This window comes from Teretinema zuelzerae, from assembly GCF_021021555.1.
Classification (GTDB): domain Bacteria; phylum Spirochaetota; class Spirochaetia; order Treponematales; family Treponemataceae; genus Teretinema; species Teretinema zuelzerae.
The window spans coordinates 766,260-787,907 of the sequence record NZ_JAINWA010000001.1; the positions used below are offsets into that span (position 1 = coordinate 766,260).

Annotated in this window: 21 protein-coding genes; 2 read left to right on the top strand and 19 right to left on the bottom strand. The window is 58.9% G+C overall.

Annotated features, from left to right (window positions below; translation table 11 throughout):
* Window positions 1-10: 10 nt before the first annotated feature.
* Genes K7J14_RS03480 through zupT form a run of 3 tightly spaced genes read right to left on the bottom strand, consistent with a single transcriptional unit; the run spans window position 11 to window position 2,344 of the window.
* Window positions 11-709 carry an MgtC/SapB family protein gene (locus K7J14_RS03480; protein ID WP_230753163.1) on the bottom strand — a complete coding sequence of 233 codons (699 nt, stop codon included), beginning with the start codon at window positions 707-709 and terminating at the stop codon, window positions 11-13.
* Between the two features lie 28 nt (window positions 710-737).
* Complete coding sequence (locus tag K7J14_RS03485; protein WP_230753165.1) at window positions 738-1,496, bottom strand: acyl-[acyl-carrier-protein] thioesterase; 759 nt, start codon at window positions 1,494-1,496, stop codon at window positions 738-740.
* Window positions 1,497-1,537: 41 nt separating this feature from the next.
* Window positions 1,538-2,344, bottom strand: a complete 807-nt coding sequence (gene zupT / locus K7J14_RS03490; RefSeq protein WP_230753168.1) for a zinc transporter ZupT — start codon at window positions 2,342-2,344, stop codon at window positions 1,538-1,540.
* Window positions 2,345-2,424: 80 nt separating this feature from the next.
* Between zupT and K7J14_RS03495 the strand changes: the two genes are divergently transcribed.
* Window positions 2,425-4,035, top strand: coding sequence for an HD domain-containing phosphohydrolase (locus K7J14_RS03495; RefSeq protein WP_230753171.1), 1,611 nt, complete (start codon window positions 2,425-2,427; stop codon window positions 4,033-4,035).
* A 58-nt stretch (window positions 4,036-4,093) separates the two neighbouring features.
* On the opposite strand, the gene K7J14_RS03500 is transcribed toward K7J14_RS03495, so the two are convergent.
* The 7 genes from K7J14_RS03500 to K7J14_RS03530 form a co-directional block, all read right to left on the bottom strand.
* A complete protein-coding gene (locus tag K7J14_RS03500) occupies window positions 4,094-6,088 on the bottom strand; it encodes a hypothetical protein (RefSeq protein ID WP_230753174.1) in 1,995 nt (664 codons plus the stop codon).
* Window positions 6,085-7,824, bottom strand: a complete 1,740-nt coding sequence (gene ptsP / locus K7J14_RS03505; protein ID WP_230753176.1) for a phosphoenolpyruvate--protein phosphotransferase — start codon at window positions 7,822-7,824, stop codon at window positions 6,085-6,087. Before ptsP ends, K7J14_RS03500 begins: the two co-directional genes overlap by 4 nt.
* An 8-nt stretch (window positions 7,825-7,832) precedes the next feature.
* Window positions 7,833-8,093 carry an HPr family phosphocarrier protein gene (locus K7J14_RS03510; RefSeq protein WP_230753178.1) on the bottom strand — a complete coding sequence of 87 codons (261 nt, stop codon included), beginning with the start codon at window positions 8,091-8,093 and terminating at the stop codon, window positions 7,833-7,835.
* The gene (locus tag K7J14_RS03515; RefSeq protein WP_230753180.1) at window positions 8,087-9,022 is read right to left on the bottom strand and encodes a 1-phosphofructokinase family hexose kinase; all 936 of its coding nucleotides are present in this window, start codon (window positions 9,020-9,022) and stop codon (window positions 8,087-8,089) included. Before K7J14_RS03515 ends, K7J14_RS03510 begins: the two co-directional genes overlap by 7 nt.
* On the bottom strand, window positions 9,019-10,311 hold the full coding sequence (locus K7J14_RS03520; RefSeq protein WP_230753182.1) for an alcohol dehydrogenase catalytic domain-containing protein: 1,293 nt from the start codon (window positions 10,309-10,311) through the stop codon (window positions 9,019-9,021). The genes K7J14_RS03515 and K7J14_RS03520 overlap by 4 nt, the downstream gene beginning before the upstream one ends.
* Before the next feature lie 22 nt (window positions 10,312-10,333).
* Window positions 10,334-10,807, bottom strand: a complete 474-nt coding sequence (locus tag K7J14_RS03525; protein ID WP_230753185.1) for a PTS sugar transporter subunit IIA — start codon at window positions 10,805-10,807, stop codon at window positions 10,334-10,336.
* A gap of 72 nt (window positions 10,808-10,879) precedes the next feature.
* Window positions 10,880-12,286, bottom strand: a complete 1,407-nt coding sequence (locus tag K7J14_RS03530; protein ID WP_230753188.1) for a PTS mannitol transporter subunit IICB — start codon at window positions 12,284-12,286, stop codon at window positions 10,880-10,882.
* Between the two features lie 216 nt (window positions 12,287-12,502).
* Between K7J14_RS03530 and K7J14_RS03535 the strand changes: the two genes are divergently transcribed.
* A complete protein-coding gene (locus tag K7J14_RS03535; RefSeq protein ID WP_230753192.1) occupies window positions 12,503-13,144 on the top strand; it encodes a lactate utilization protein in 642 nt (213 codons plus the stop codon).
* A 10-nt stretch (window positions 13,145-13,154) separates the two neighbouring features.
* Here K7J14_RS03535 and K7J14_RS03540 read toward each other — a convergent pair whose 3' ends face one another.
* The 9 genes from K7J14_RS03540 to K7J14_RS03580 are packed head-to-tail and all read right to left on the bottom strand — an operon-like array spanning window position 13,155 to window position 21,493.
* Complete coding sequence (locus tag K7J14_RS03540) at window positions 13,155-14,957, bottom strand: DegV family protein (RefSeq protein ID WP_230753194.1); 1,803 nt, start codon at window positions 14,955-14,957, stop codon at window positions 13,155-13,157.
* 16 nt (window positions 14,958-14,973) lie between these two features.
* Window positions 14,974-15,603, bottom strand: a complete 630-nt coding sequence (plsY, locus tag K7J14_RS03545; RefSeq protein ID WP_230753196.1) for a glycerol-3-phosphate 1-O-acyltransferase PlsY — start codon at window positions 15,601-15,603, stop codon at window positions 14,974-14,976.
* A 3-nt stretch (window positions 15,604-15,606) separates the two neighbouring features.
* Window positions 15,607-16,377 (bottom strand): DUF1295 domain-containing protein, encoded by a 771-nt coding sequence (locus K7J14_RS03550; RefSeq protein ID WP_230753199.1) that lies wholly within the window; start codon window positions 16,375-16,377, stop codon window positions 15,607-15,609.
* A 41-nt stretch (window positions 16,378-16,418) separates the two neighbouring features.
* Window positions 16,419-17,330, bottom strand: a complete 912-nt coding sequence (locus K7J14_RS03555) for a phosphodiester glycosidase family protein (protein ID WP_230753201.1) — start codon at window positions 17,328-17,330, stop codon at window positions 16,419-16,421.
* A complete protein-coding gene (locus tag K7J14_RS03560; RefSeq protein ID WP_230753203.1) occupies window positions 17,297-17,701 on the bottom strand; it encodes a Fur family transcriptional regulator in 405 nt (134 codons plus the stop codon). The genes K7J14_RS03555 and K7J14_RS03560 overlap by 34 nt, the downstream gene beginning before the upstream one ends.
* On the bottom strand, window positions 17,698-18,567 hold the full coding sequence (locus K7J14_RS03565) for a metal ABC transporter permease (RefSeq protein ID WP_230753207.1): 870 nt from the start codon (window positions 18,565-18,567) through the stop codon (window positions 17,698-17,700). The genes K7J14_RS03560 and K7J14_RS03565 overlap by 4 nt, the downstream gene beginning before the upstream one ends.
* A complete protein-coding gene (locus tag K7J14_RS03570; protein ID WP_230753210.1) occupies window positions 18,564-19,379 on the bottom strand; it encodes a metal ABC transporter ATP-binding protein in 816 nt (271 codons plus the stop codon). Before K7J14_RS03570 ends, K7J14_RS03565 begins: the two co-directional genes overlap by 4 nt.
* A complete protein-coding gene (locus K7J14_RS03575; protein WP_230753212.1) occupies window positions 19,376-20,572 on the bottom strand; it encodes a hypothetical protein in 1,197 nt (398 codons plus the stop codon). Before K7J14_RS03575 ends, K7J14_RS03570 begins: the two co-directional genes overlap by 4 nt.
* 48 nt (window positions 20,573-20,620) lie before the next feature.
* Window positions 20,621-21,493, bottom strand: a complete 873-nt coding sequence (locus K7J14_RS03580) for a hypothetical protein (protein WP_230753213.1) — start codon at window positions 21,491-21,493, stop codon at window positions 20,621-20,623.
* Between the last annotated feature and the right edge of the window lie 155 nt (window positions 21,494-21,648).

The window sequence follows — 21,648 nt, forward strand, 5'->3', positions numbered from 1 at the left end:
CCGCCCGTACCTAGAATTTTTCCTTGATATCAAGCTTCTCGACCCCGCCGATTTCCTTGATAAGGCTGCACAGTCTGTTCGTGTCAGTTGTAACCGGCACTCCGACCAAAAAGCGCACCTGGGACTCGCCGTTCTTGAGGTTTTTTTCCATATCGACCGAATGAACCGAAAGGCCCATCTCTTCGATGACGACGCGCGCGGCGTCGGGGAAATTGATCTCGCCGGAATAGGTGACGACGAGATGCTTGAGCCGCTCCGCGGGAAAGAACCAGCGTTCGACCGGCTCGAGAACAACCAGGGCGAATAGCGAAAAGAACAGAGCGATCCCCGCGGGAACATACATGCCCGCGCCGATGGCAAGCCCTATAGCCGCGACGAACCAGATGGACGCGGCGGTAGTCAGCCCCTTGATGGTATTGCCCAGGCGGATGATGGAACCCGCTCCGAGAAAACCGATGCCGGACACGACCTGGGCGGCAATCCTGCCGGGATCTCCCATCTGATTCGCGATATAGCGCGAAGGCAATTCTATTGAAAGAAGCATGAGAAGGGTCGAACCGAGACAGATGAGAATATGGGTTCTCAACCCCGCGCTCTGTTTCCGGCGGGCCCGTTCGAAGCCGAGAATGCCCCCAGCTGCGAGCGAGAGGGCCAGGCGGAGAATCGCGACGCCGAACGGCATTGCCGAAGTTGAAAAAAACACATCCATGAACGGATCTCCTTCCATGCGGGCGTAATCAGAACAGGCGAATCTCGGCGCGGAAGGAAGGCTGCCCGCCGTCCCGATGCCGGCCCTCGAAGGCGTAGAACGAATACTCCGCGCCGTCGTTTCCGGTACGCTTGCGCTGTCCGCAGAAAAAATCCACCGACGCTCCGGGCTTCACCTCGGATAGATAATTGACGTCGATCCGATATCCGGCGGAGTTCTCCAGAGCTTCGCGGGGAAGCGCGTCCTGGATCCACTGAACATAACGGGCGTTGTTCACATGCCCGTTGTAATCTATGTCCGAATACGCCGAATCGCGCGATCCGACAGGTTCGAGATCAGGAAAGGATTCGAGAGAGCCGATTCCGTCCGGTACCGCGTCGCGGCCCTCGTTGAGAGGGATCGAATCGGTGAGGAAACCGGGACGGACGGGGCGCATTTTCTGCGTGTCCAGCACGATCCACCCGCTTCTTCCCCTGCCGACAATTTCGCTGTCGGAATCGAGGAGTTCGTAGTCGCGCACGGCGAACAGGCGGTCCGTACCGCGCGGCCAGGTGCGGGCATTCAGGGTTTCTCCCCAGCCGCTCCTGCGAAGGATCACCGCCGTCATCCGGGAGAGTATCCACGCGTGGCCGGTAGCGGCGAGAGGAGCCTTCCCCACTCCGAGAGCCTCGGCGTGGTTGCCGGCGATCTCCTGAAAATAATTAAAAGCGGCCGCCGCATGCAGCCGTCCCGTTCTGTCTACGTCCCAGGTTCTCACCGGGAATTCTTCGGTCCAGATATTTTCCATGATGCAAGTATGCCCTGCCTTAGCGGTGATCTGTCAAGTTGCTACGCGAAAAGAAGAAGACTGGCGGCCATCACCATCATTCCGGCGATGAGGCCGCCGATAGCGAGATGGTGCTCGCCGAATTCCTCCGCCGTGGGAAGAAGTTCGTCCAGGGAAATGTAGACCATGATCCCCGATACTCCCGCGAAAATGAGGCCGAAGGTGCTTTCAGTAAAAACGGTCCGCAACAGGAAATATCCGATCAACGCGCCTAGCGGCTCGGCAAGTCCGGAAAGGAAGGACAGCGTGAAGGCCTTGCGGCGGCTCTTTGTCGCGTAAAATATGGGTGCGGAAACAGCAAGGCCTTCAGGGATGTTGTGGATTGCGATGGCGACCGCGATGCTGACTCCGAGGGTGGGATTGGTGAGGCCGCTCATGAAAGTCGCGAGTCCTTCCGGAAAGTTGTGGATTCCGATCGCGAGCGCGGAAAAGGCGCCCATGCGCAGCAGCTTTCTTTTCTCTTTCTCGCTTGCGGATTCGATTTTTTTCGCCACATTGAGCTCATGCGGGTTTTCGTAGGAAGGGATCACCTTGTCGATGAAGGCGATAACGAAAATGCCTGCGAAAAAGGCAACGACCGTCCAGACGTAGCCCATTTTGGGGCCGAGGGCGATGCTGAGAGAGTCCTTCGCCTTCGCGAAAATTTCGATCATCGACACATAGATCATAACTCCCGCGGAGAAGCCCAGAGCGACGGTCAAAAGGCGGGGATTGAATTTCTTGGACAACAGGCCGATCAAACTGCCGATTCCGGTTGAAAGACCTGCAAAAAGAGTCAGGGAGAAGGCAAACCACAGATTACTCGTCACAAATTCCTCCTTAATAGCGCTATCAATAATATACCATCTTTTCGATTGATAATTTCACTATCATATTCTACCATTTAACTATGATATATGCGGATCTGATCCTGAATCTAGCCCTTCTTATCGCCCTGACGACGCTTTCAGCCTTCATAGACTCCCGACTTTCAAAGTATAAGACGGTCAACGGAATCGTGCAGGGCTTTGTGTTCGGATCGAGCACCGTGCTCGCGATGATGACTCCGCTTCGCGTCGCAGAGGGGGTTATTTTCGACGGAAGGTCGCTCATGCTCAGTCTGGGCGCCCTCTTCTTCGGAGGATGGACCGGGGGGATCAGCGCCGCGATGGCGATCGGGTACCGGGTGATGCTCGGAGGTCCGGGAGCATTGACGGGATCGCTTGTAAGCCTCATGGCGATAACAGTGGGAATCGTTTTCCGCCTTCAGGGTAAAAACAGCGAAAATCCGCCGAATACCCTTACTCTCGCCTTTTTCGGTTTGATCGTACACGCGCTGATGCTGCTCCTGATGCTGACCCTCCCGAAAACTTTCATTATCGATACGATCCGCGTCATGGCTGTCCCGATTCTGATTCTCTATCCCGTCGCGACCGTTCTTGCCGGGAAGATTCTATCCGACCAGGTGACGCTCAGGGCCCGCCTGGAGGCGATCGCCGCGAGAGAATGCGAGTTTTCGGAGTCCCTTGAATTCCTTCCGGCTCCGATCGGCATCGCGCGGACCGACGGCAAGCTGACCTTCCTCAACCACGCCTTCACCGCGACTTACGGCTATGAGCTCGAAGATATTCCGACCATGAACGAGTGGGTGGTTAAAGCCTACCCCGACGCCGACTACCGGAACCGGATGCAGAAAAACTGGGAACAGGACGTAGAGGCCGCATCGCAGAGAGGCGGTCCGACCCACGCGCGGCTGTATGAAATAACCTGCAAGGACGGATCGGTCAAAAAAGCGCAGATCAGCATGAGGCCGATCAGAAACACCTTTCTCACCGTATTCGAGGATACGACGGCGCGGCTCAACCTGGAGCATGCCCTCCGCAAAAAGGTGATGGATTTGACAGCGACGCAAGAAGCGACCATCATCAGCATGGCGATTTTATCGGAATACCGGGATACCGACACCGGAAGCCATATTCAGCGCACGAAGCTCTACGTGAAACTCCTCCTGGAAAGTTTGGGCGACGAATGCCCCTACGACCAGGACACGAAGGAACTGATCTGGCTGTCGGCGACGCTGCACGATATCGGCAAGGTCGCGATCCCCGATTCGATTCTCCTGAAGCCGGGAAAGCTCACAGATGCGGAATTCAACCTGATGAAGCAGCATCCCCTGTTCGGCCGCTTCGCGATTCTGAGAACTCAGGAAAGCCTGCCTGAAAATTCCTTCCTCAACTTCGCGGCCGAGATCGCCGAGTATCATCACGAAAAATGGGATGGAAGCGGCTACCCGCACGGCCTTAAGGGCTCGAGCATTCCGCTCAGCGCGCGCGTCATGGCGATCGCGGACGTATACGACGCCTGCATTTCTCAGAGGCCGTATAAAAAGCCGCTGTCCCACGAGGAAACAGTGGATATCATACGCAGGGGATCGGCATCGCACTTCGATCCTGAACTGGTCACGCTTTTTCTGTCGAAAGAAGCCGAATTCAACAAGATCGCGACGCAGTATAAGGAATGAGACGGGCTGAAGCCGTAGACGCCGACAGGCGTATTCGGCGAGCGTACAGCGAAAAAGTCTATAAAAAATCCGCGAAGAGCTGAAAAAGGCTCCGCTTTATCTCCTGCGGCTGGCCGGAAACGATGACCCGGGAAAAATCAAGATCGTCCATGAGGGCGACCGAAATACGCGAGAGCATCGAGATATCCCGCTTTGACGCCGGCTCCGGCGCTATCATGAACACCCATACATCGGAATTCGCGCTGTTCCTGACCACGCCGAACCGCGGAGAACCCGCCGCGCGCGACCTGCAGTGAAAAAGCCTGATGCCGGTATTCTCAAGGACGACGGCTCCGTACGATTCCCGGCGGTCCAGATCGCTTTTCAGCCGCTTCGCGGACAGGCCGTCCCCTGCGGCAAGCCGGGCGATCTCCCGGGTTTCTCCTCCCGAATGAACAGGAGCGTTCAACCGAGAGAACACGAAACTGCCGATTAGTTCGACGGCCGCGTCGACCAGATCGTCCGGCTCCGCAGTCTCCTGGTCCTGCGACTTTTTTTCAGTCGATGCCGCATGGCCCGGCATCGGGTTCTCCGCGAGGAACAGCGCGAGAGACCGGCAAAACTCTTCAGGCTCGAACGGCAGGGGTACGGCGAACTCGCTCAGATGAGGAGACGACGAGGGAAAGGTGGTGATGATGAAATCAGCCTGCTCGGTCGAATAGCCGCCGCCGTTGGAGCGCCCGCAGGAACGCACGCCGGCTACCGCGAGTTCCGGGAAGCGCGCGGAAATAAGAGACGAAATAAACTGCGCAAGGCAGATTCCTTCGAAACAGGATATCAAAACCCGAAGAGGCTGCCTGGTTCGGGACGACGCGTCGACCGCTGAATACAGCGTGAGCGAAAACGAGAAGAGGTCTTCAGGATCGAGAACTGCGCCGAGCTGCCGCTCGATCAGAGGAATCAAATCATCGGCAACGGCATCGTCGAGAATATCCGAGAGCCCTTCCCTTTTCTGCATGGCAGCGGCAGGCTGCATCGGAAGGCCGAGAATTTTTTTATAAATCTGCGCCGATAAAGTCGACGAGAGAAAGGGCAGCAGGGTCCGGTCGAACAGCAAAGGAACGGCCATCCTCTTGTCGAGCGAAGCGATGAAGCGGGTGAGAATATCCGGAATCGCCGGATGGCTGCGGAGCGAATCTCGAAGCTCGCCGCTTTCGAGGGAGGAAAGAACGCCGGAAAGAAAACGCACTTCGGCTTCGTTCGAAGCGGGAGAAAGACGGGAAAGCAGGGCGGCGGACACCCGGGAGGGAACGGAAAAAACAGTATCAGCGAACAGGGACGGCGCTTCGTATCCGGCCTCAGTGCGGCGCTGAAGCGCGATCACGAGATAGATCCACAGAAGGCCCTGATCGAACCAGGAAAAATGATAGCCGAGATCCAGCTCCGCTTTACGGACGGCGTCGAAGATGCCCGACGGGTTTTCGGCGTAGCCGAGGGTTCTCAGCACCCGGGCGATATCGGTCTGGGACGGAGACTGCTGAACCGAGCGCACAATGTCGCGCGGATCCATGAGATGCACCGCGGCGTGAAGAACAGCCGTCCTGACGGCCCACTCTCCGCCTTCAAGGGAAATGCCGATGCCCTTCATCCGGGAAAGGACGGCGCCGGAAGACCAGCGCGCGAGATTCGCTTCGGCCTCGCGCAAATCCCCGCTCACGCAGGAATCGCTCACGCCGAACAGCAGAGCCAGCTCGGTGAGCTTGAATACGCGCCGCTCATGTCCCAGATAGCAGACGAGGGCGAAAGCGCGCTGTTCGGCGGTCAGCCAGGGCAGGCGTCCGGCGAGGGACCGCTCCCTGCCGGGGATGGAGGAAAGATCACCGGAAAGGCGGATGCCGATGCCGCGTTTTTTTTCGATATCTACGCCGTAGGGCTTCAGGATGTATTCGAGTTCGAGGACGTCCCGGAAGACGGTTCTCACCCCTGCTCCCGCGGCTCGCGCGAGCTCGTGCACCGGAGTCCAGGAGTCGGAGGAAAGAAGGACATCCAGTATAACCCTGAGCCGCGGCCTCATACGCAAAGGGCCTCCCGCGAAATAAAGGCCGCGGTTTCGCCCGCGACGGAAGCGGAATCGGGAAGCTCGAGAACGCGGGCCAACAGCTCCTGCGCGGCAGAAAGCCGCAGGGATCTTATGAGCGCCTTTGTTTCGAGAATCGCCGAAGGCGAAACGCTGAGCTCGTCGAAACCCATGGCCGCCAGCAGAATGGTTCCTTCCGGCCGCGAGGCGAACTCTCCGCATATTCCCGTTTCCATGCCGCACTCGCGGGCGTCGCGGCAGGCCGAGGCCATCAGGCGGAGAACAGCAGGATGGGTTTCCGCGTAGAGGCCGGACAGAAGAGAATTCTCCCGATCGGCCGCGAGGGTGTATTGGGTCAGATCGTTGCTTCCGATGCTGATGAAATCAGAAAGCCCCTTATAGGAGCGGACAGTCAAGGCGGCGGCAGGCGTCTCCACCATCATGCCGAGGAGGGCCCGTCCTCCCGTTCGCGGAATAATTTCGTCCAGGATTTCCCGGACAGCGCGCATTTCGGAGACGTTCGAAACCATCGGAACCATGATGCGAACCTCCGCGCCGACGGAGGCTGACGCGAGGAGGAGGGCCTCCAGCTGGCCGCGGAGTATCCCGGGATTGCCAAGCAGGAAGCGGATTCCCCTCCAGCCGAGGAAGGGATTCGATTCATGAGGATGCGGAGCGTACGGAAGGGGCTTGTCCGCTCCGATGTCCAGGAGGCGGAACACGACGGGCCGCCCTGAAAGAGTTTCAAGAACGCGCGCGTAAAAGGCGGTCTGGGTCGGAACATCGGGAAGAGACGGCTGCTCCATGAAAAGGAATTCGGTACGGAACAAGCCGACCCCGTCGGGATGGACTGCGCCGAGAAGGGGCAGGTCTTTCATGGAGCCTGCGTTCGCGTAGAGGCCGATTCTGCGGCCGCACAGGGTTTGGGAGGGAAGATCGCGCAGGGCTTCCAGAGCGATCCGTTTTTCGCGTTCCCGCTCGATCAGGGCGCGAGCGTCCTGTTGAGATGCGGCGTCGGGATGCACGGACAGTTCGTCTTTTTTCAGATTGAGTATGAGCGTGTCCCCGTCTTTCAGGGAGGCGAGATCCTTCGGACTCACGCGGACGGCGGGAATCGAAAGGGAGCGCGCGAGGATGGCCGCGTGGGAAGTAGAGCCTCCCGTCGAGACGACGAAGCCCAGCACGTGGGGAAGATGGAAGCACACCGTCTGGGCGGGGCTCAGGGTTTCCGAGCAGACGACGGCAGGATGCGGTGGATAGAGGCCCTGTTCGCGGCAGGCGCCCGAACGCAGGGACGAAACATGGGAAGCGATGCGCTTGCCGATATCCCGGAAGTCCTCTCCCCGCTCGCGCAGGTATTCGTCGTCGAGCTCTTCCATCTCGAGCGCGTTTCGTTCGGAGACGGTGCGGGCGGCCCATTCGGCGCAGCGCCCCTCTTCCATGACGACTGCCTTCATTTCAAGGAAGAAATCCTCGTCGCCGGCGATGTCCGCGTGTCCTTCGAAAATCTCCGCGTTCTCCGCGCCTATTTCGCGGGCGGCCTTTTCCGCCGTTTCCAGAAGTTCGCGCACGGCGCCTTCCACCGCTGATTTCAGGAGAACCAGCTCGCTCTCCCTGCGCTCGGGTGGGAGGATCTCCGCGGCGGGAATCTTTTCCCCCTCGTCGTAGACAAGGGCCGGACCGAGGGCCGCTCCGCGGGACAAAGTAACTGCAGAAATCGTACGGGTATTCATTGATTCCTCTATTCGGTCAAACCGCGGATGAGAGCCGCAATCGATTCCAGCGCGTCGGACTCGTCCGAACCTTCGCAGCTCAGGACGATCTTATTGCCGGAGGTTATGCCGAGCTTCATCAGTTTAATGAGATTTTTGGCGCTTTCCTTTTTATCGCCCTTCGAAATGAAAATTTCCGAGCTGTACTTTTTTGAAGCGTCGACTATTTTTTTTGCCGGCCGGGTGTGAAGGCCGGAGGGATTGGTGACCAGAATTTCAGCTTCTACCATAGAGTTTCTCCTTCGGCTCCCGGATCGCGTATGGAGCCGGGGCGCAAATTAAGCGCGTTAAGGGCGGCGCATCGCCCTCCCTCTGCGAGAGCGAGGGGTACGGAACCGGACGCGAGCCATTCGTGGAGGAAGCCCGCCGTAAAGGAATCCCCGCAGCCTATCGCGTTCAATGCGGTTACCGGCGTCACCTTCTGGCGATGCAACTCCCCCCTGTCCGCTGCGAAGGTATCCTTCGAACCGCGGGTTATGACGATGAGCGAATCGAGCTCGCGGCTTTTGTCGGCTATCGCCTTCGTCAGTTCAGGTTCGGGAAGAGGGAACGGAAAGCCGAAGGTTCCGCAGAACTCTTCTTCGTTGATCTTAATGATGTCCGGAACCGCTTTTTCGATCGTCCGGGCCAAATCGGGACCGTGGAAGTCGGCCATTACCAGAAGGCCCTGTTCGCGCGCGGCGGCGCAGAGATCGGCGCACAAACCGGCCGGCCAGAAGGAGGGCCTGCTGCCCGCGAACACAAAGGCGTCCGCTTCGGCGGCTTCGCGTTTGAGCATCGAAAGGAGTTCGGCGGCGAGCGCCGCGTAATCGTCAGAGCCGACAGGCTCGCTCACCACCAGCTCGGTGGCCCGCCCGCTCCCCGGCTCGACCAGGGTGTAGCAATATCTCACGCGGCCGGTCGTGTAGAGTGGAACCACCGGCAACCCGTCGCGGGCGGCGAGTTCGAGAAAAAAGTCCGCGTTGTCCGAACCCAGCGGGCACAGATTTTTTACGCAGCCCTTTTCGAGCTGGTCGAGGACGCGGGACGCGTTGACCGCTTTTCCCGAAGCGTCGATGCGGTATCCCTGCGAGCGGTTCACCGCGTCGACCGTCAGATTTTTGAATGCAATCGTTTTTTGGAGCGTAGGACTCAGGCCTGCCGCCAGAATGCGTCTCATGCTTCTTTCCTCGCGACTGAAGGATCGCCGCTCACTTCCGGAGCGGTATCGAATACATACTGTTCGGCTTGCACGCACCACATGCCTCCGGCCGCGGCGAGAATCGTCTCGAGCGGCGCGAACCAGGGGTCCTTTTTCGCAAGCTCGGGCACATCGTCCAGAGCGAACAGGGGGAACTTCTTGTGAGTATAAATGAGCTTCTTGCCTCCGCCCAGAGCGGGCAGATTGAGAGTCGCAGAGACCGAGGCGTCGAGGCCGCCTACATGAGTCACCAGGGCGCCGGGCTTTAAAAGGCCGCTGTCCATGAGGGCGAGAGCTTCGCGCTGATCGTCGGTATTTCCTCCGGTCGTGCCGATCACGTGCTTTTCCATATAGTGGACGTCGTAGTAATTGATGCGGGCGTAAAAGTCCGTGGCGAGGGGGCCGGCGAAAAAGTTGAGGCAGCCGTTGAACGCGAGCAGGGCTTCAGCCATTTCCAGAACCGCGGGAATCGCGACCATCACCAGAATATCGTCGTAGAGCTCGTTGTCCGAAGCCTCGCGCAAAAGGGCCGCTTCGTCGACGGCTCCGTCGGTGTCCAGTATCCGCAAGGAGACTCCGCGCTCGGCCGCGACGGGAGCGAATATGCCCAGCGCGCGCGCGACGCGTTTATGGTCCCGGTCGGTCACCACGATCGATGAAGGCTGAACCGGACCGGAGAGGGCGTAGTCGATCGCGGCGAGGCCCATGGGTCCGCAGCCCCCCAGCACGGCGAGCCTGCCGCCGGCTTTCAGGCCCATCTCGTGCTCATGCTTCGTCCTGCTCGTCCGGAACAGGGAATGCATCGCGCCGATGACGCAGGAATACGGTTCGGAAAGAGCGGACTGGAAATAGCCTTCGCCCTTGACTGCGAGCAGGGCGTCCACCAGCATCACCTCGGGGGGAAGAACGACGTAGGTCGCCTCTCCTCCGCAATAGCGGTAGGAATACCCGGGCGAATCCATCGAGCCCTTGTAGTTGAGCGCCGGCTGGATCGTAACACGCTGGCCCTCGCTCCACTGACCCTTCCACTTCGCGCCGATCTTCGCCAGCCGGCCGGACATTTCATGGCCGACGATTATCGGCCTTTCGGCAATATCGTTCGGGACGCGCTTGTGGTCCGCGCCGGCCTGAACCGCCTTCCACGAACTCATGCACAGGCTGTCGGCCATCACTTCCATCAATATTTCGTCGTCGCGAATCTCCGGCAGGGGAAATTCTTCAAGCCTCAAATCGTTTTTTCCGTAAAGCCGGACCGCTGTTGTTTTCATGTATTCGTCTCCACCGCGCATCTCACATGGGAGCGCATTGTTTTTCCGCCCGCTTAAGAAGGGCTATTACTTCCTCGACTGTTTTCGCGACCCTGAGCTCCATGAGCCAGTCGATATTGTCGCAGAACTCCGCCACCTGGAGCATCGCTTCCTCGGTGTGCGCCGCCTGGTCTTTGGCGGCCATGAATACGAGCACGTCGACGGGATCGTTTTCGGGATCGCCGAAATTGACTCCCGTCCGGAGCGTCACGATTCCGTAGCCGGTTTCGATGACTCCTGTTTCAGGCCGCGCATGGGGCATGGCGAGACCGGGACCGATCACGAAATACGGACCGTTCCGTTCGCATCCGTCTATCATCGCGTCGATATAGGAACCCCGGCAGCTGCCGGCGGACAATAGAAGAGCGCCGCCCTTTCGGATCGCGTCCCTCCAGTCTTTCGCATCAAGATTGAGCATGACGGTCCGGTTCTTCAAAATATAGTCAAAAAATCCCATCGCTCCTCTCCTTCGAATACGTCTGCCCCCGGCGCGAGAGCCGGAAGCAGACGGATACCAGTATAAATCGAATTACGCCCTGGCGGCCGCTAATTCATCGACGATTTCGCGGTATTCTCCGGCGTTCACCAGATTGGAGATGCCGTATACCCGGGAACCGGGGTTCGACGCCTTGACGCGGTCGACGAGGCTCTTCTGGCAGATGACGACGCTGGTTCCCCTGGGAACCTCGTCCACTGAACAGTGAATCACCTGGATTCCGGTCATTCCTGATTCGCCGAGAAGCTTCTTCAGACGGGTAGCGCCCATGGCGCTGGTCCCCATTCCGGCGTCGCAGGCGAAGGCGATCGACTCGATTTTACCGAGATTTTTCATATCGCGGACAGAGTCTTTCGCGGTTTCAAGGCTCGCGGCGGCGTCCGATTCGCTCATGCGGGAGGCGGCGCGCTTTACGAAGGGCATGGCCACGATGAAGCTGACGATGGAAGAAGTAAGAACGCCCGAAAGTACGGGAAGAAGGCCGCCGCGGGGAGCTACCGCCATGAGGGCGAGTATGCTTCCGGGAGAGGGAGAAGCGACTTCGCCCGCTCCGGTGATCATGAAGGTGAAAACGCCGGTCGCGCCGCCCGCGATTACCGCGAGGATCAGAATGGGCTGCATCAGCACATAGGGGAAGTAAATCTCGTGGATTCCGCCGAAGAAGTGGATGATGACCGCGCCGGGTGCGCTGTCTTTGGCGGTTCCCTTGGAAAAGAGCCAGTACGCGAGGAGGATTCCGAGGCCGGGGCCGGGATTCGCTTCAAGCAGATAGAGGATGGACTTGCCCGCTTCCGTGACCTGCGAAACCGCGAGGGGCCCCAGAACTCCGTGGTTGATCGCGTTGTTCAAAAAGAGAATCTTTCCCGGTTCGATGAAGAGGGACGCGAGGGGAAGAAGCTGGCGGTCTACGATCCAGCCGACTGCTCCCTGAAGCACGGTCATCAGTCCGCCTACGACGGGCTGGATGAGAACGAGCGAAACCAGGGCGAGAATCATGGAGATGATTCCGGCGGAGAAATTGTTCACCAGCATTTCGAAGCCGCCGGGAATCTTTCCCTCTACCTTGCGGTCGAAGAAACGGATCGCGTAGCCGCCGATCGGTCCCATCAGCATCGCTCCGATAAACATCGGGATTCCGCTTCCGACGATGACGCCCATCGTCGCGACGGCTCCGACTACGCCTCCGCGGATGCCCCACACCATGCGGCCTCCGGTAAAACCGATCAACAGAGGCAATAAATACGTGATCATCGGACCGACGAGGCTCGCGAGCCTCTCATTAGGAAGCCATCCTGTCGGGATAAAAAGGGCTGTGATCAAACCCCAGGCGATGAAGGCTCCGAGATTCGGCATAACCATGCCGCTCAAAAACCGCCCGAATTGCTGGATGCGCACCCGGCCCGATGTTTCGACGCCGGCAGCCTTTACTGCATCATTCATACGTTCCTCCTTAAGGACTTATGTCTGGGCTTATTGAACCATTGGTTTCCAAAAAGGAACAAGGAAAAGTAGTTTTATTATGGCAGGAGTCGAAGAGCACGTTTTTTGGCAGGAACGCCGGGCAGCCATCGAGGCTATTCGGAGAAAGCGCGCTTGTAAACGGAGGAAAAGACGAATACACTGATAGAATAACGCACTAGACAAGCGGAGGGATGAATGACAACGACTGAAATTTGGCATGCCCGCACGGTGGGAGAAGCAACCTGCGCCGCGCTCAAGAAGAACGGCTTCGACGCGCGGTTCGTGGAAACCGCTGAACAGGCGGCGGATTATATCGAATCCGTCGTCACAGCCGGAGCAAGCGTCGGTTTGGGCGGATCGATGACCATACGCGCGCTTGAATTAAAGGACAGGCTCGAAAACAAGGGAGCCCGCCTCCTCGATCATTCCGCCCAGGGGCTTTCTGCGGAACAAAAAATGGACGTGATGCGTGCACAGCTCTCCTGCGACGTGTTTCTCTCGAGCTCGAACGCGATAACGATGAAAGGCGAACTCTATAACATCGACGGAAACGGAAACCGGGTCGCCGCCATCACCTTCGGACCGAAGAAAACGATAGTGGTAGCCGGCTTCAATAAAATCGTCCGCGACCTGGAAGAAGCAGAAGCGAGGCTCGAAGGCATCGCCTCTCCCATGAACAACCAGCGCCTCGGCACGGGAAACCCCTGCACGAACTCAGGCGTCTGCATGGACTGCAAATCCGAAACGCGCATCTGCCGAATATATTCGGTCATGAAGCGGCGCCCCTCGCGCAGCGATTTCACCGTCATCATCGTCGGCGAGCGGCTCGGCTACTGAGCCTGCGGACTCAAATCCAGGCTACCGCGACCGCTCCTATGCCGGCGTGAAGCGCCACGATGGGAGAGATTTCCATCACGTATTCGGGCTCCGTTCCCAGAACGGAGCTCATTTTTTCTGCCATGTCGGCCGCTCGTTCGGGCGCCGCCGCGTGTACCACAGCCCACCTGCGTATCCCGCTTTTCGAGGTTTTCGCTTCCTTGAGAATTTTCGCCGCGCTTCCGTCAGCGCTGAACGAGGCTCCCCAGGCGACGCCCTTTCCGGCCGCGTCCAGAGAAACGACGGGCTTCAAGCGGGTAAGAGCCGCGATCAACCCCTTCAGGGCGCTCACCCGCCCGCCCCTCACCATGTATTTGAAGGTAGCAACGCTCACATAAATCTTCGCGTTTTCTATCGTCTTCTCGAGACGCTTGAGTATCTCGTCGTGGGGGATTCCTTCGGCGGCGTCGCGAGCAGCTGAAAGAACCGCCAATCCCTGGGCAGCCGAGTTGAGGCGGGAGTCTACGACATCGATCGTGAAGCCCCTCTTCTTGAACTCCCGAGCGGCCGAACTCATCACCTGCCAGGTCGCGCTTTGCGCCTTCGCGACGGGAACGGCAATCACCGAATCGTAGTGCGAAGACAGCCAGGAGAACACCTGATTCACGCGCGCGGGATCAGGCGCCGAGCTTCCCGGATAATCGGGGCTCGCGTCCAGATACGGCAGCATGGTTCTGCTGGTGATCGTCACCCGATCGAGATACTCGTCCTCGCCCCAGCGGATTTTCTGGGGTATCACGTGTATTTGATATTGGTCGGCAAGGTCTCCGGGAATGTCGGCTATAGAATCCGTGACCACTGCAATCCGGGAAACGGGACGATGCACGCAGTTATACTGGTGCTTCATGTCGTCGACCTTCTGCTCTTCTTTTTTGCCGTATCCGCGCAGGGTCAAAAACAGGGCGGACGGATCGTTCGTATGGATGTGAATGCGCGTCCGTTCCCGGCCGTTGCTGATGATCAGCGAATCGCCCATCTCCTTGAGCGCTTCGTGAAGATGCTCCGGGAAGGCTTCTCCTCCCGCGGGTCGGCGGATCAGCGCTTCCGTGCAATAGCGATGCGCGATATTTTCCGGGCTGACGACGTGTTCGTCGCCTGTCGATTCGAATGCCATAGGCTCGGCTTCGGGCCGGGAGGGAACCACTCCGGAAGCTATCATGAGGGCGATGCCTTCGAGAAACGATACAAAGCCCGAAGCGCCGGCGTCCACGACCCGGGCGGATCGCAGTTCTTCGAGCATGTCCCGGGTTTCCGCCAAAGCTTCCCGCGCGCGTTCCATGCTCCCGAGAAATAAATCCTTGAAATCGCCTATCGCATGGGACAAGCGGTACATTTCGCCGGTCCATACGTCGAGAAGCGTGATGAGCGTACCCTCGCGCGGATTCTCCACGGCGTTTCGCGTTCCGGCCGCGGCCTTTTTCAGGGCTTCGGCAAATTCGATCGTGGACATGGCGGCTTCGTCGGGACAGGCCTCCGCAAGTCCGTTCAAAAACTGGGCGAGTATGATGCCGGAATTTCCCCGGGCTCCGGACAGGGCGCGGTCTGCGATCTGCCCCAACGTTCCGGAAAGCGAATGAGAAGAGGGAGGCTCGCGGATGGCCGTGTAGAGAGTGGAAACCATATTGCTTCCGGTGTCTCCGTCGGGAACGGGAAATACGTTTATCGCATCCAGATGCACCCGTTCAGCGGCCAGCTTTTCATAGCCTGAAAGAAAACTGTTGTAGACCACAGTCCCGTTTATCGATCTCAGCTCTTTGATGCCCGATCCAGTCATACGCTCTCCTGGTATTTTAAAAAAGTGGGGCTTCGAGCCCCTGTATCAGTTTACTAATATTTCCCCTATGACGGAGAAACACTCCCAGCGAAATTGCTGATCCGAAGACGAAAACCGCGTAGTCGGGCGTTTCTCCGAGCATGCGCGGCAAAACAAACAGAGAAACCGGCAGCGCTACGGCCGCCGAAAGGGACGCCAGGGACATGCGCCGCGACAGGCCGAGCACGGCAGAAAAAACGAGGGCGCAGACGATCGCCGAAGGCGGCGAAAGGGCGGTAAACATTCCCGCCCCGGTCGCCACGCCCTTCCCTCCGCGGAATCTCATCCACGGAGAAAAAACGTGGCCGAGAACCGAGGCGGTTCCGGCGGCGAGCGCAACGGTTGAAGAACTCAAATTCCAAAAGCGCGGAAGCATGCCCGAGGAGGCGAGAAACACGGGAAGAAAACCCTTCATGAAGTCGACAAGGAACACCGGAAGAGCGGCCTTCCAGCCGGCGACGCGAAACACGTTGGTCGCGCCGGGATTGCCGCTCCCCAGTTCGGAAATATTCTGTCCCTTCAGCAGGCGCACCGCTATCCAGGCGGACGGAATGCTTCCGGCAAGAAACGAAGCAAGAAGCAAAACCGGAAAGGACAGAAAACTCATACATTACTCCTTGGCCGGAGGAAGCGGGAAAAACAGGGACGTTCTCCGCTTGTAGCTCAGCCAGTCGGGATCCGAGCCCCATTTCTTTTCGGCGGAATTTTCCAAAAGAGGTATGCCGCTGACGAAGAGGATGAGCACTGTGATCGCGACCGGTCCGATGAAGGCGAGAAGCTCGGCGCCGCGGAACAGGAATATTCCGGGAATCGAAAGAGCCCACCAAAACACGATCTCTCCGAAATAGTTCGGATGCCGCGAATACTTCCACAGCCCGGTGCGCATGAACGAATCTTTTCCTTCCGGGCTGAATTTGAAGCGTGACTTCTGGGCGTCAGCAACCGTTTCGAAAAGGAGGGCCGCCAGGGCGAGCGGAAAGGCTATCCAGGCTGCAGGGGGCAGTTCGGCCGCGAGGGGATCGGCAAGGATTCCGCGGATCGGAAGCATCACGAGCCACACGGTCACGGCTTGCAGCAGCCAGAAGGATCCGAAGCGTATGAAGCTGTCCCGCTTGTCGTCGAAGCGATGGTCGACCTTCATCCTGAGAATCCGCGAAAAGAGGTAGGCGCCGAGGCGAAGGCCCCAGAGAACCACCAGAACCGCGGTCAGAACTTGGGGAAGGGAGGCGTTGCCCGACGAAAAGAATACAATCGCCGTCAGCACTACGAAGGTCATGCTGTAGGTGATATCCGTGAACACATCGGTCTTGAGGGCCAGGGCCAGGATGAAAAACAATCCGTTAGCGGCCAGGCTTGTCATAAGCATTTGTAGTACTGTCATACACCCACTATAATGACCGCAAATTAACCTTGTCAAACAATTTAACGGGAACGTATTCCGATATGCACGGCGACCGGCCGCTCAATGCCGGAAAAATGAAACTGGACGGGAGAATTGACGAGGCTGACGCCGGAGCGATCCCTGCGGACGGCCAGAGCGGACGACCCGCCGCCGTCGAGCATGAGCGCGTCCTCGGCGCCGAAGGCGAGAAGCCAGAGCGCTGTTTCATGGAAGGTAAGCCCGACAGAAAAGGCCGCGTTTTTTCCGTCTGCGACGAACGCGTAGAAATACCTGCCGCCGGCCGAGGTCGCCGCGGCGGTTCGCGCGGAACGTCCGCGGTCGTAGCCGGAAGCGTAGTGTTCGGGAACGGGAAAGCCGAGCCGGAGCAGAAGCGAAAAACCTCCCGCCGCGTCGTCGCCGGGAGAAGGAACCCAGACGGAAGCCTCGGCGGGGGAAAGGATGTGCGCGAAGCCGTCTTGTGGAATAACGAGGGCCGCGTATTTGGATCGCGCCGGCGAAAGAATGGTTCCGCCGGCCGCCCACAAGCCGGAAGGAGTTGCGGGAACGCCCGATCGATAGGACTCCGAATAAAAAGGAGTCGCGTTCACGGCCGCGGCGAGAGAGAGCCGCTCGGCAAAGACTGATGTTCTTTCCAGAAGCGCGGCCGCGCCTTCCGCATCGGGCGAGCGAGGCGGAGTCGCAAGGAGAGAGACCCCGGGCTCGGAGAGATCCGCTCGCAGGCAATACAGGGCGAGCGGCAGGCCCTCCACTTCCACGCGATGCGAGGAAAGCGCCACTCCGGGAGCGATCTCTTCCCAGGCCGGTTCAAAAGAAGCCGGGGGAAGGAGAAGGATATCGGGCGGAACTGCCGGTTGGGTGGCGCAGGAAACACAGAAAAAGACAAAAAAAAGCGGAAGGATCAGCAAGACCGCGCCGCCTTGCAACCGGGGCATAAACCGGAAAGATGCAAAGTATGTCCCGTCACCACGACTTCATATTCCCGTTCGAGTCCGGTTAAAAGAGGTTCCAGGCGGCAGTTTCCCATATCGAGAAAGCAGTGGCACTGTTCGCAATGAAACCAGTGATGATGGGGAAGCGCCTCTCCGGACTCCGAGACGAGGGCCGTCCAGTAGCGCTCGGTGCCGTGGGCTTCGCAGTGCAGAACAAAGGAAGCGGCATAGCCGTGTTCCTCAAGGTAATGGAGCGTCCGATACACGGTTGCCGGATCCATCGACGCGCCGGTGATTTTTCCCACTTCCGCTGCGGTCAAGGGCGCAGGCGCCGACTGGAGAACGAGGAGCACGGCGGAACGCGAGCGCGTCATTTGCGCGCATCCTTTTTTCGCGCGCGTTTAACGATGAGCTGGATCGCGGCCTGCAGAAGGAAGACCGTACCGGCGATGACGACTACCAGAGCCCCGGAGGGCGCGTCGAGCGACCAGCTGAGGGCGAGGCCCGATACGGTGAATATAATAGAAAAAAGCGTTCCGAAGAACATCATGCCGGCGAGGTTGCGGGCGAACGCTCCGGCGGTTCCGGCTGGAAGAGTCAGCATGGCGATGACCATTACAAGGCCGACGAAGGTTTGCAGAAGCACCACCGCGACGGCGGTCACGGACAGCAGCGCGAGAAACACTGCGTCGGTCCTGATCCCCCTCACCCGGGCGAATTCCTCGTCGAAGGAAGAAGCCTCGAGCTGGGGATAAAAGAAGACGACCGCAAGAATGACGAGGACGTCGAGTATTCCCAATAGCCACAAATCGCCGCTTGAAACAAGGAGTATGTTTCCGAAGAGATAACTGTTCGGATCGATGTAGCCCGGGGTCTTGGCCATGAACAAAACGCCGACGCTCATGCCCACTGCCCAGATCGCGTTAATCACGGTGTCTTCGCGCTGTTTCGAGCGCAGCGTCACCAACCCGATGATGAAGGCGGCGAGCACCGCGAAAATGATCGCGCCGGTCATGGGACGCATCCCGGGGACAAGGCCCGAGGCGGAAAGATACAAGGCCATTCCGATTCCGCCGAGAACGGCGTGGGAGATGGCGCCGGCAAGCCCGGCGATGCGCTTGACGGTCACGATAGAGCCGAGAACGCCGAACAAAACGGACGAGAGCAAACCGGCGAGCAGGGCGTTTCTCAAGAAACTGTTCGCGGGATCGGTCAACGCGGAAAAAAATGCGGCAATCATGAATGATCCCCCTTGCAGCACCAGGAATCGGGAAGGTTTTCGTCGTGGCGGACGCGCACGGCCTTCCCGCCGTACAATTCCGGAGGAAGGCCCGCGACCGGTTCCGTTCTGTGGCGGACAACCGTGCGGCCTTTTTCGGCGGAACTCCTGTCGCCTACGCAGAGGACGACGTCTGTCAGGGACGAAACAAAGCCGCTGTCGTGGGTGACGATCAGCACGGTGGTGTTTCCCTTGAGAGCGCCGAGGGTCGCGAAGAGGCGCTCCTCGCTTTCGGAATCCATATTCGCGGTAGGCTCGTCGAGGATCAGCATTTTCGGCCGGGAGGCAAGCGCGCGCGCGACAAGAACGCGCCGGCGCTGGCCCCCTGAAAGGGCCGAATACGAGCGGTCCGCCAGATCGGCGATCTCGACCCGTTCGAGCGCTTCCTGAACGCAGAGCTCGTCTTCACGGCTTCTCCTGAAGCCGAAGGGACGAATCCTTCCCATGCGCACGACCTCCCGGACCTGCACCGGAAAGGCAGGATCGTAGCTCGCGTGCTGGGGAACGTATCCGATGAGGGGAAGTCCGGCTCGCTGAGGCCTGCCGAACAATTCGATGGTTCCCGACCGGGGGCGTTCAAGCCCGAGGAGGAGCTTGAGCACCGTGGTTTTTCCCGCGCCGTTCGGGCCTACAAGGGCGACGAATTCGCTTTCATGCACATGGAAGGATACCGAGCTGAGCACGGGAACGGGCCCGTAGGAAAAATCCACATCGGAAAACCGGACCGCCACCGGACCCTGGCGAACCGGGGATGTGTCCCCGGCGGCGCTCACTTTCCGAAATCCTTCAGAACGTCTTCGGCAAGGCGGGTAATACCCGCGTCGTGCTCGACATAGCCGACCTGCTGAAGAGCGGGCTTCACCAGCGGGTTTTTGGTGGCTCCGGCGCTCTGCACCAGCTGTTTGACGAGTATCTTGTCCCGGGCGGTATTGCCCCGGACCTTCTGCATTTCATTAAAGCGTGCAAGATTCTCCGCGATGAACCTGGCGGCAGGATCGCTGCCGTTTACGCCGAGGGCGGCGTACGCGTTCAGGGTTTCGTTGAGCGACCCGTCGTCCTTTTTATCGGCCTTGACCACTTCGATAAGAACGGCGGCGTTTTCCGGGTTCTTGTCCTGAAGTTTCGCGAGAGCAGCCATCGCGGCAAGGCGGAGCCGCGAAAGAGCGGCCTTTCCGGCGAGATCGGGAGGAAGGCGGTCAATTCCCAGGCGCAGGGCGCGGGCGGCGACGGCGGCTTTTTTATCGACGGGAGCCTTCGACGCGAGGCAGGTTTCCAGAGCCGCCTGCTTGACCTCGGTGTCGGGATGGGTGTCGAGAATTTTCAACAGGCTGTCGGAAGGATCGTCGACCATTTCGACGACGGCGGCGCGTGCGGCTGTCTTCACCGGAGACGCGGCTGAATACCAGCCGATCGAGGCGAGAAACACCGCCTCATAGCCTTCTGCGACCCGCATGGAGGCGAGGCTGCGGACAAGGCCGGCGGCGATTATCTCCTGGTTTTTCGCGATCGACGGTATGGGCGAAAGATTGATGGATATTAAATCCGAGGCCAGGTAGCCGGCGAAATCGACAGCTTGCATCTTCCCGAGGGAAAAAGCCGCTTCGCCCTTCAACACCGGCTCCTCGACTTCCGTGTATACGCGGTACACCAGAGAATCGGCCTCGAGGGCCTTCAGGTTTCCGAGTTCGCCGACGAGAATGCGGGCCAGCTGGTTGCGGGCGTACTGTTCCTTCGCGTTCCCCGATTCGATCTTCGCGGCGGCGAGATTTTCCAGGGCCTCGACCAAAACCGGCGTAAACTCGCTATCCTTGAATTCAGTTATCTTGCGGACGACTTCCAGACGCTGTTCGTCGGTCTCCGCGATGCGATACATATTTTCCCACACTACGACATCCTCGTTCAGCGCGAACAGAGGAAGCGCGGATACAGCGCAGACGACCAAGAGAAACATCAAAGATTTCTTCATATTATAAACTCCCTACCTAAAACCTGTTACAACGATGGCGCTTTGAATCTATTCGATCGCGACACGGCGAACAAAGGACCGCCACGCGGTTCTCCGAACTTCCTTCACCCGGTCGGCTCTGTCGCGGTGCGTCGATTCGATCTGGTTTCCCTCCGAGTCATACGCATAAGAAACGCTCGACAGGCGCGACCCGGAAGCGTTCTGCCGCGTTTCCTTAACGACGCGGCCGTTTTCGGTTGCGAATACAATAACCGCCGCAAGCCGGTCTTTCAAGCCGAATTCGCGCTCTTCGCGCACATTGCCCGCCGAATCGTACGTCCGCTCGAAGCGCTTCAACACCTGGCCGGCGGCATCTTTCACGAAGATGGTTTTCAAGACGGCTCCGTCGTACGCATATTCAGTGGATATGGACCCGCCGGAAGCTGTTTCCGCCGTGAAGGACCTCTTTCTCCCCAGTTCGTCCAGGACGGTGAGCTCCTTCGATTTCACCTCGCCGGAAGGAGAGTACTGAACGTCTTCTATCGTTCCCGAATCCTTCCTGATGCTCACTGTGCGGTGCTGGAGCCGCCCGGCTCCGTCCCAGGATTCGGTTTCCGTCCGGTCGTCTGCCGGATACGTCCAGGCCTTCCGCGAAAGCACCTTGCCGCCCGAATCGAGGGTTTCCTCTGACAGGGCGCGCCCGGTATCGTCGCGCAGTATGCGTACGACGGATGAAAGCGCGCCGTCGGAAGAATAGGATTCAAGGAGCTCGGGAAGCCAAACCGTCTCCTCCCGAAACCGGGGCTCGATTTCCGGCGCTTCGGCGACGGGCGCTTCGTTCTCGCCGGAAGGCTGTTCTACCGGAGCGGGAGATCCCGCGCACGAAAAAAACGCGATAGAACACGAGAGCGCTACTGAAAGAGCGGGAATCAGTCTTTTCATATATTCCTCCCATCCTTTTCTAATAATACGGAGAGCGCCTTCGGGAATCCATACCCAAAGTTAAAAAAAAGGCCATTCCCCGAAAAGGGAACGGCCTGACTTTTCTGAAGAATATCCTGCCTCGTCCGATATGTCAAGGATCTCCAACCTGGAAT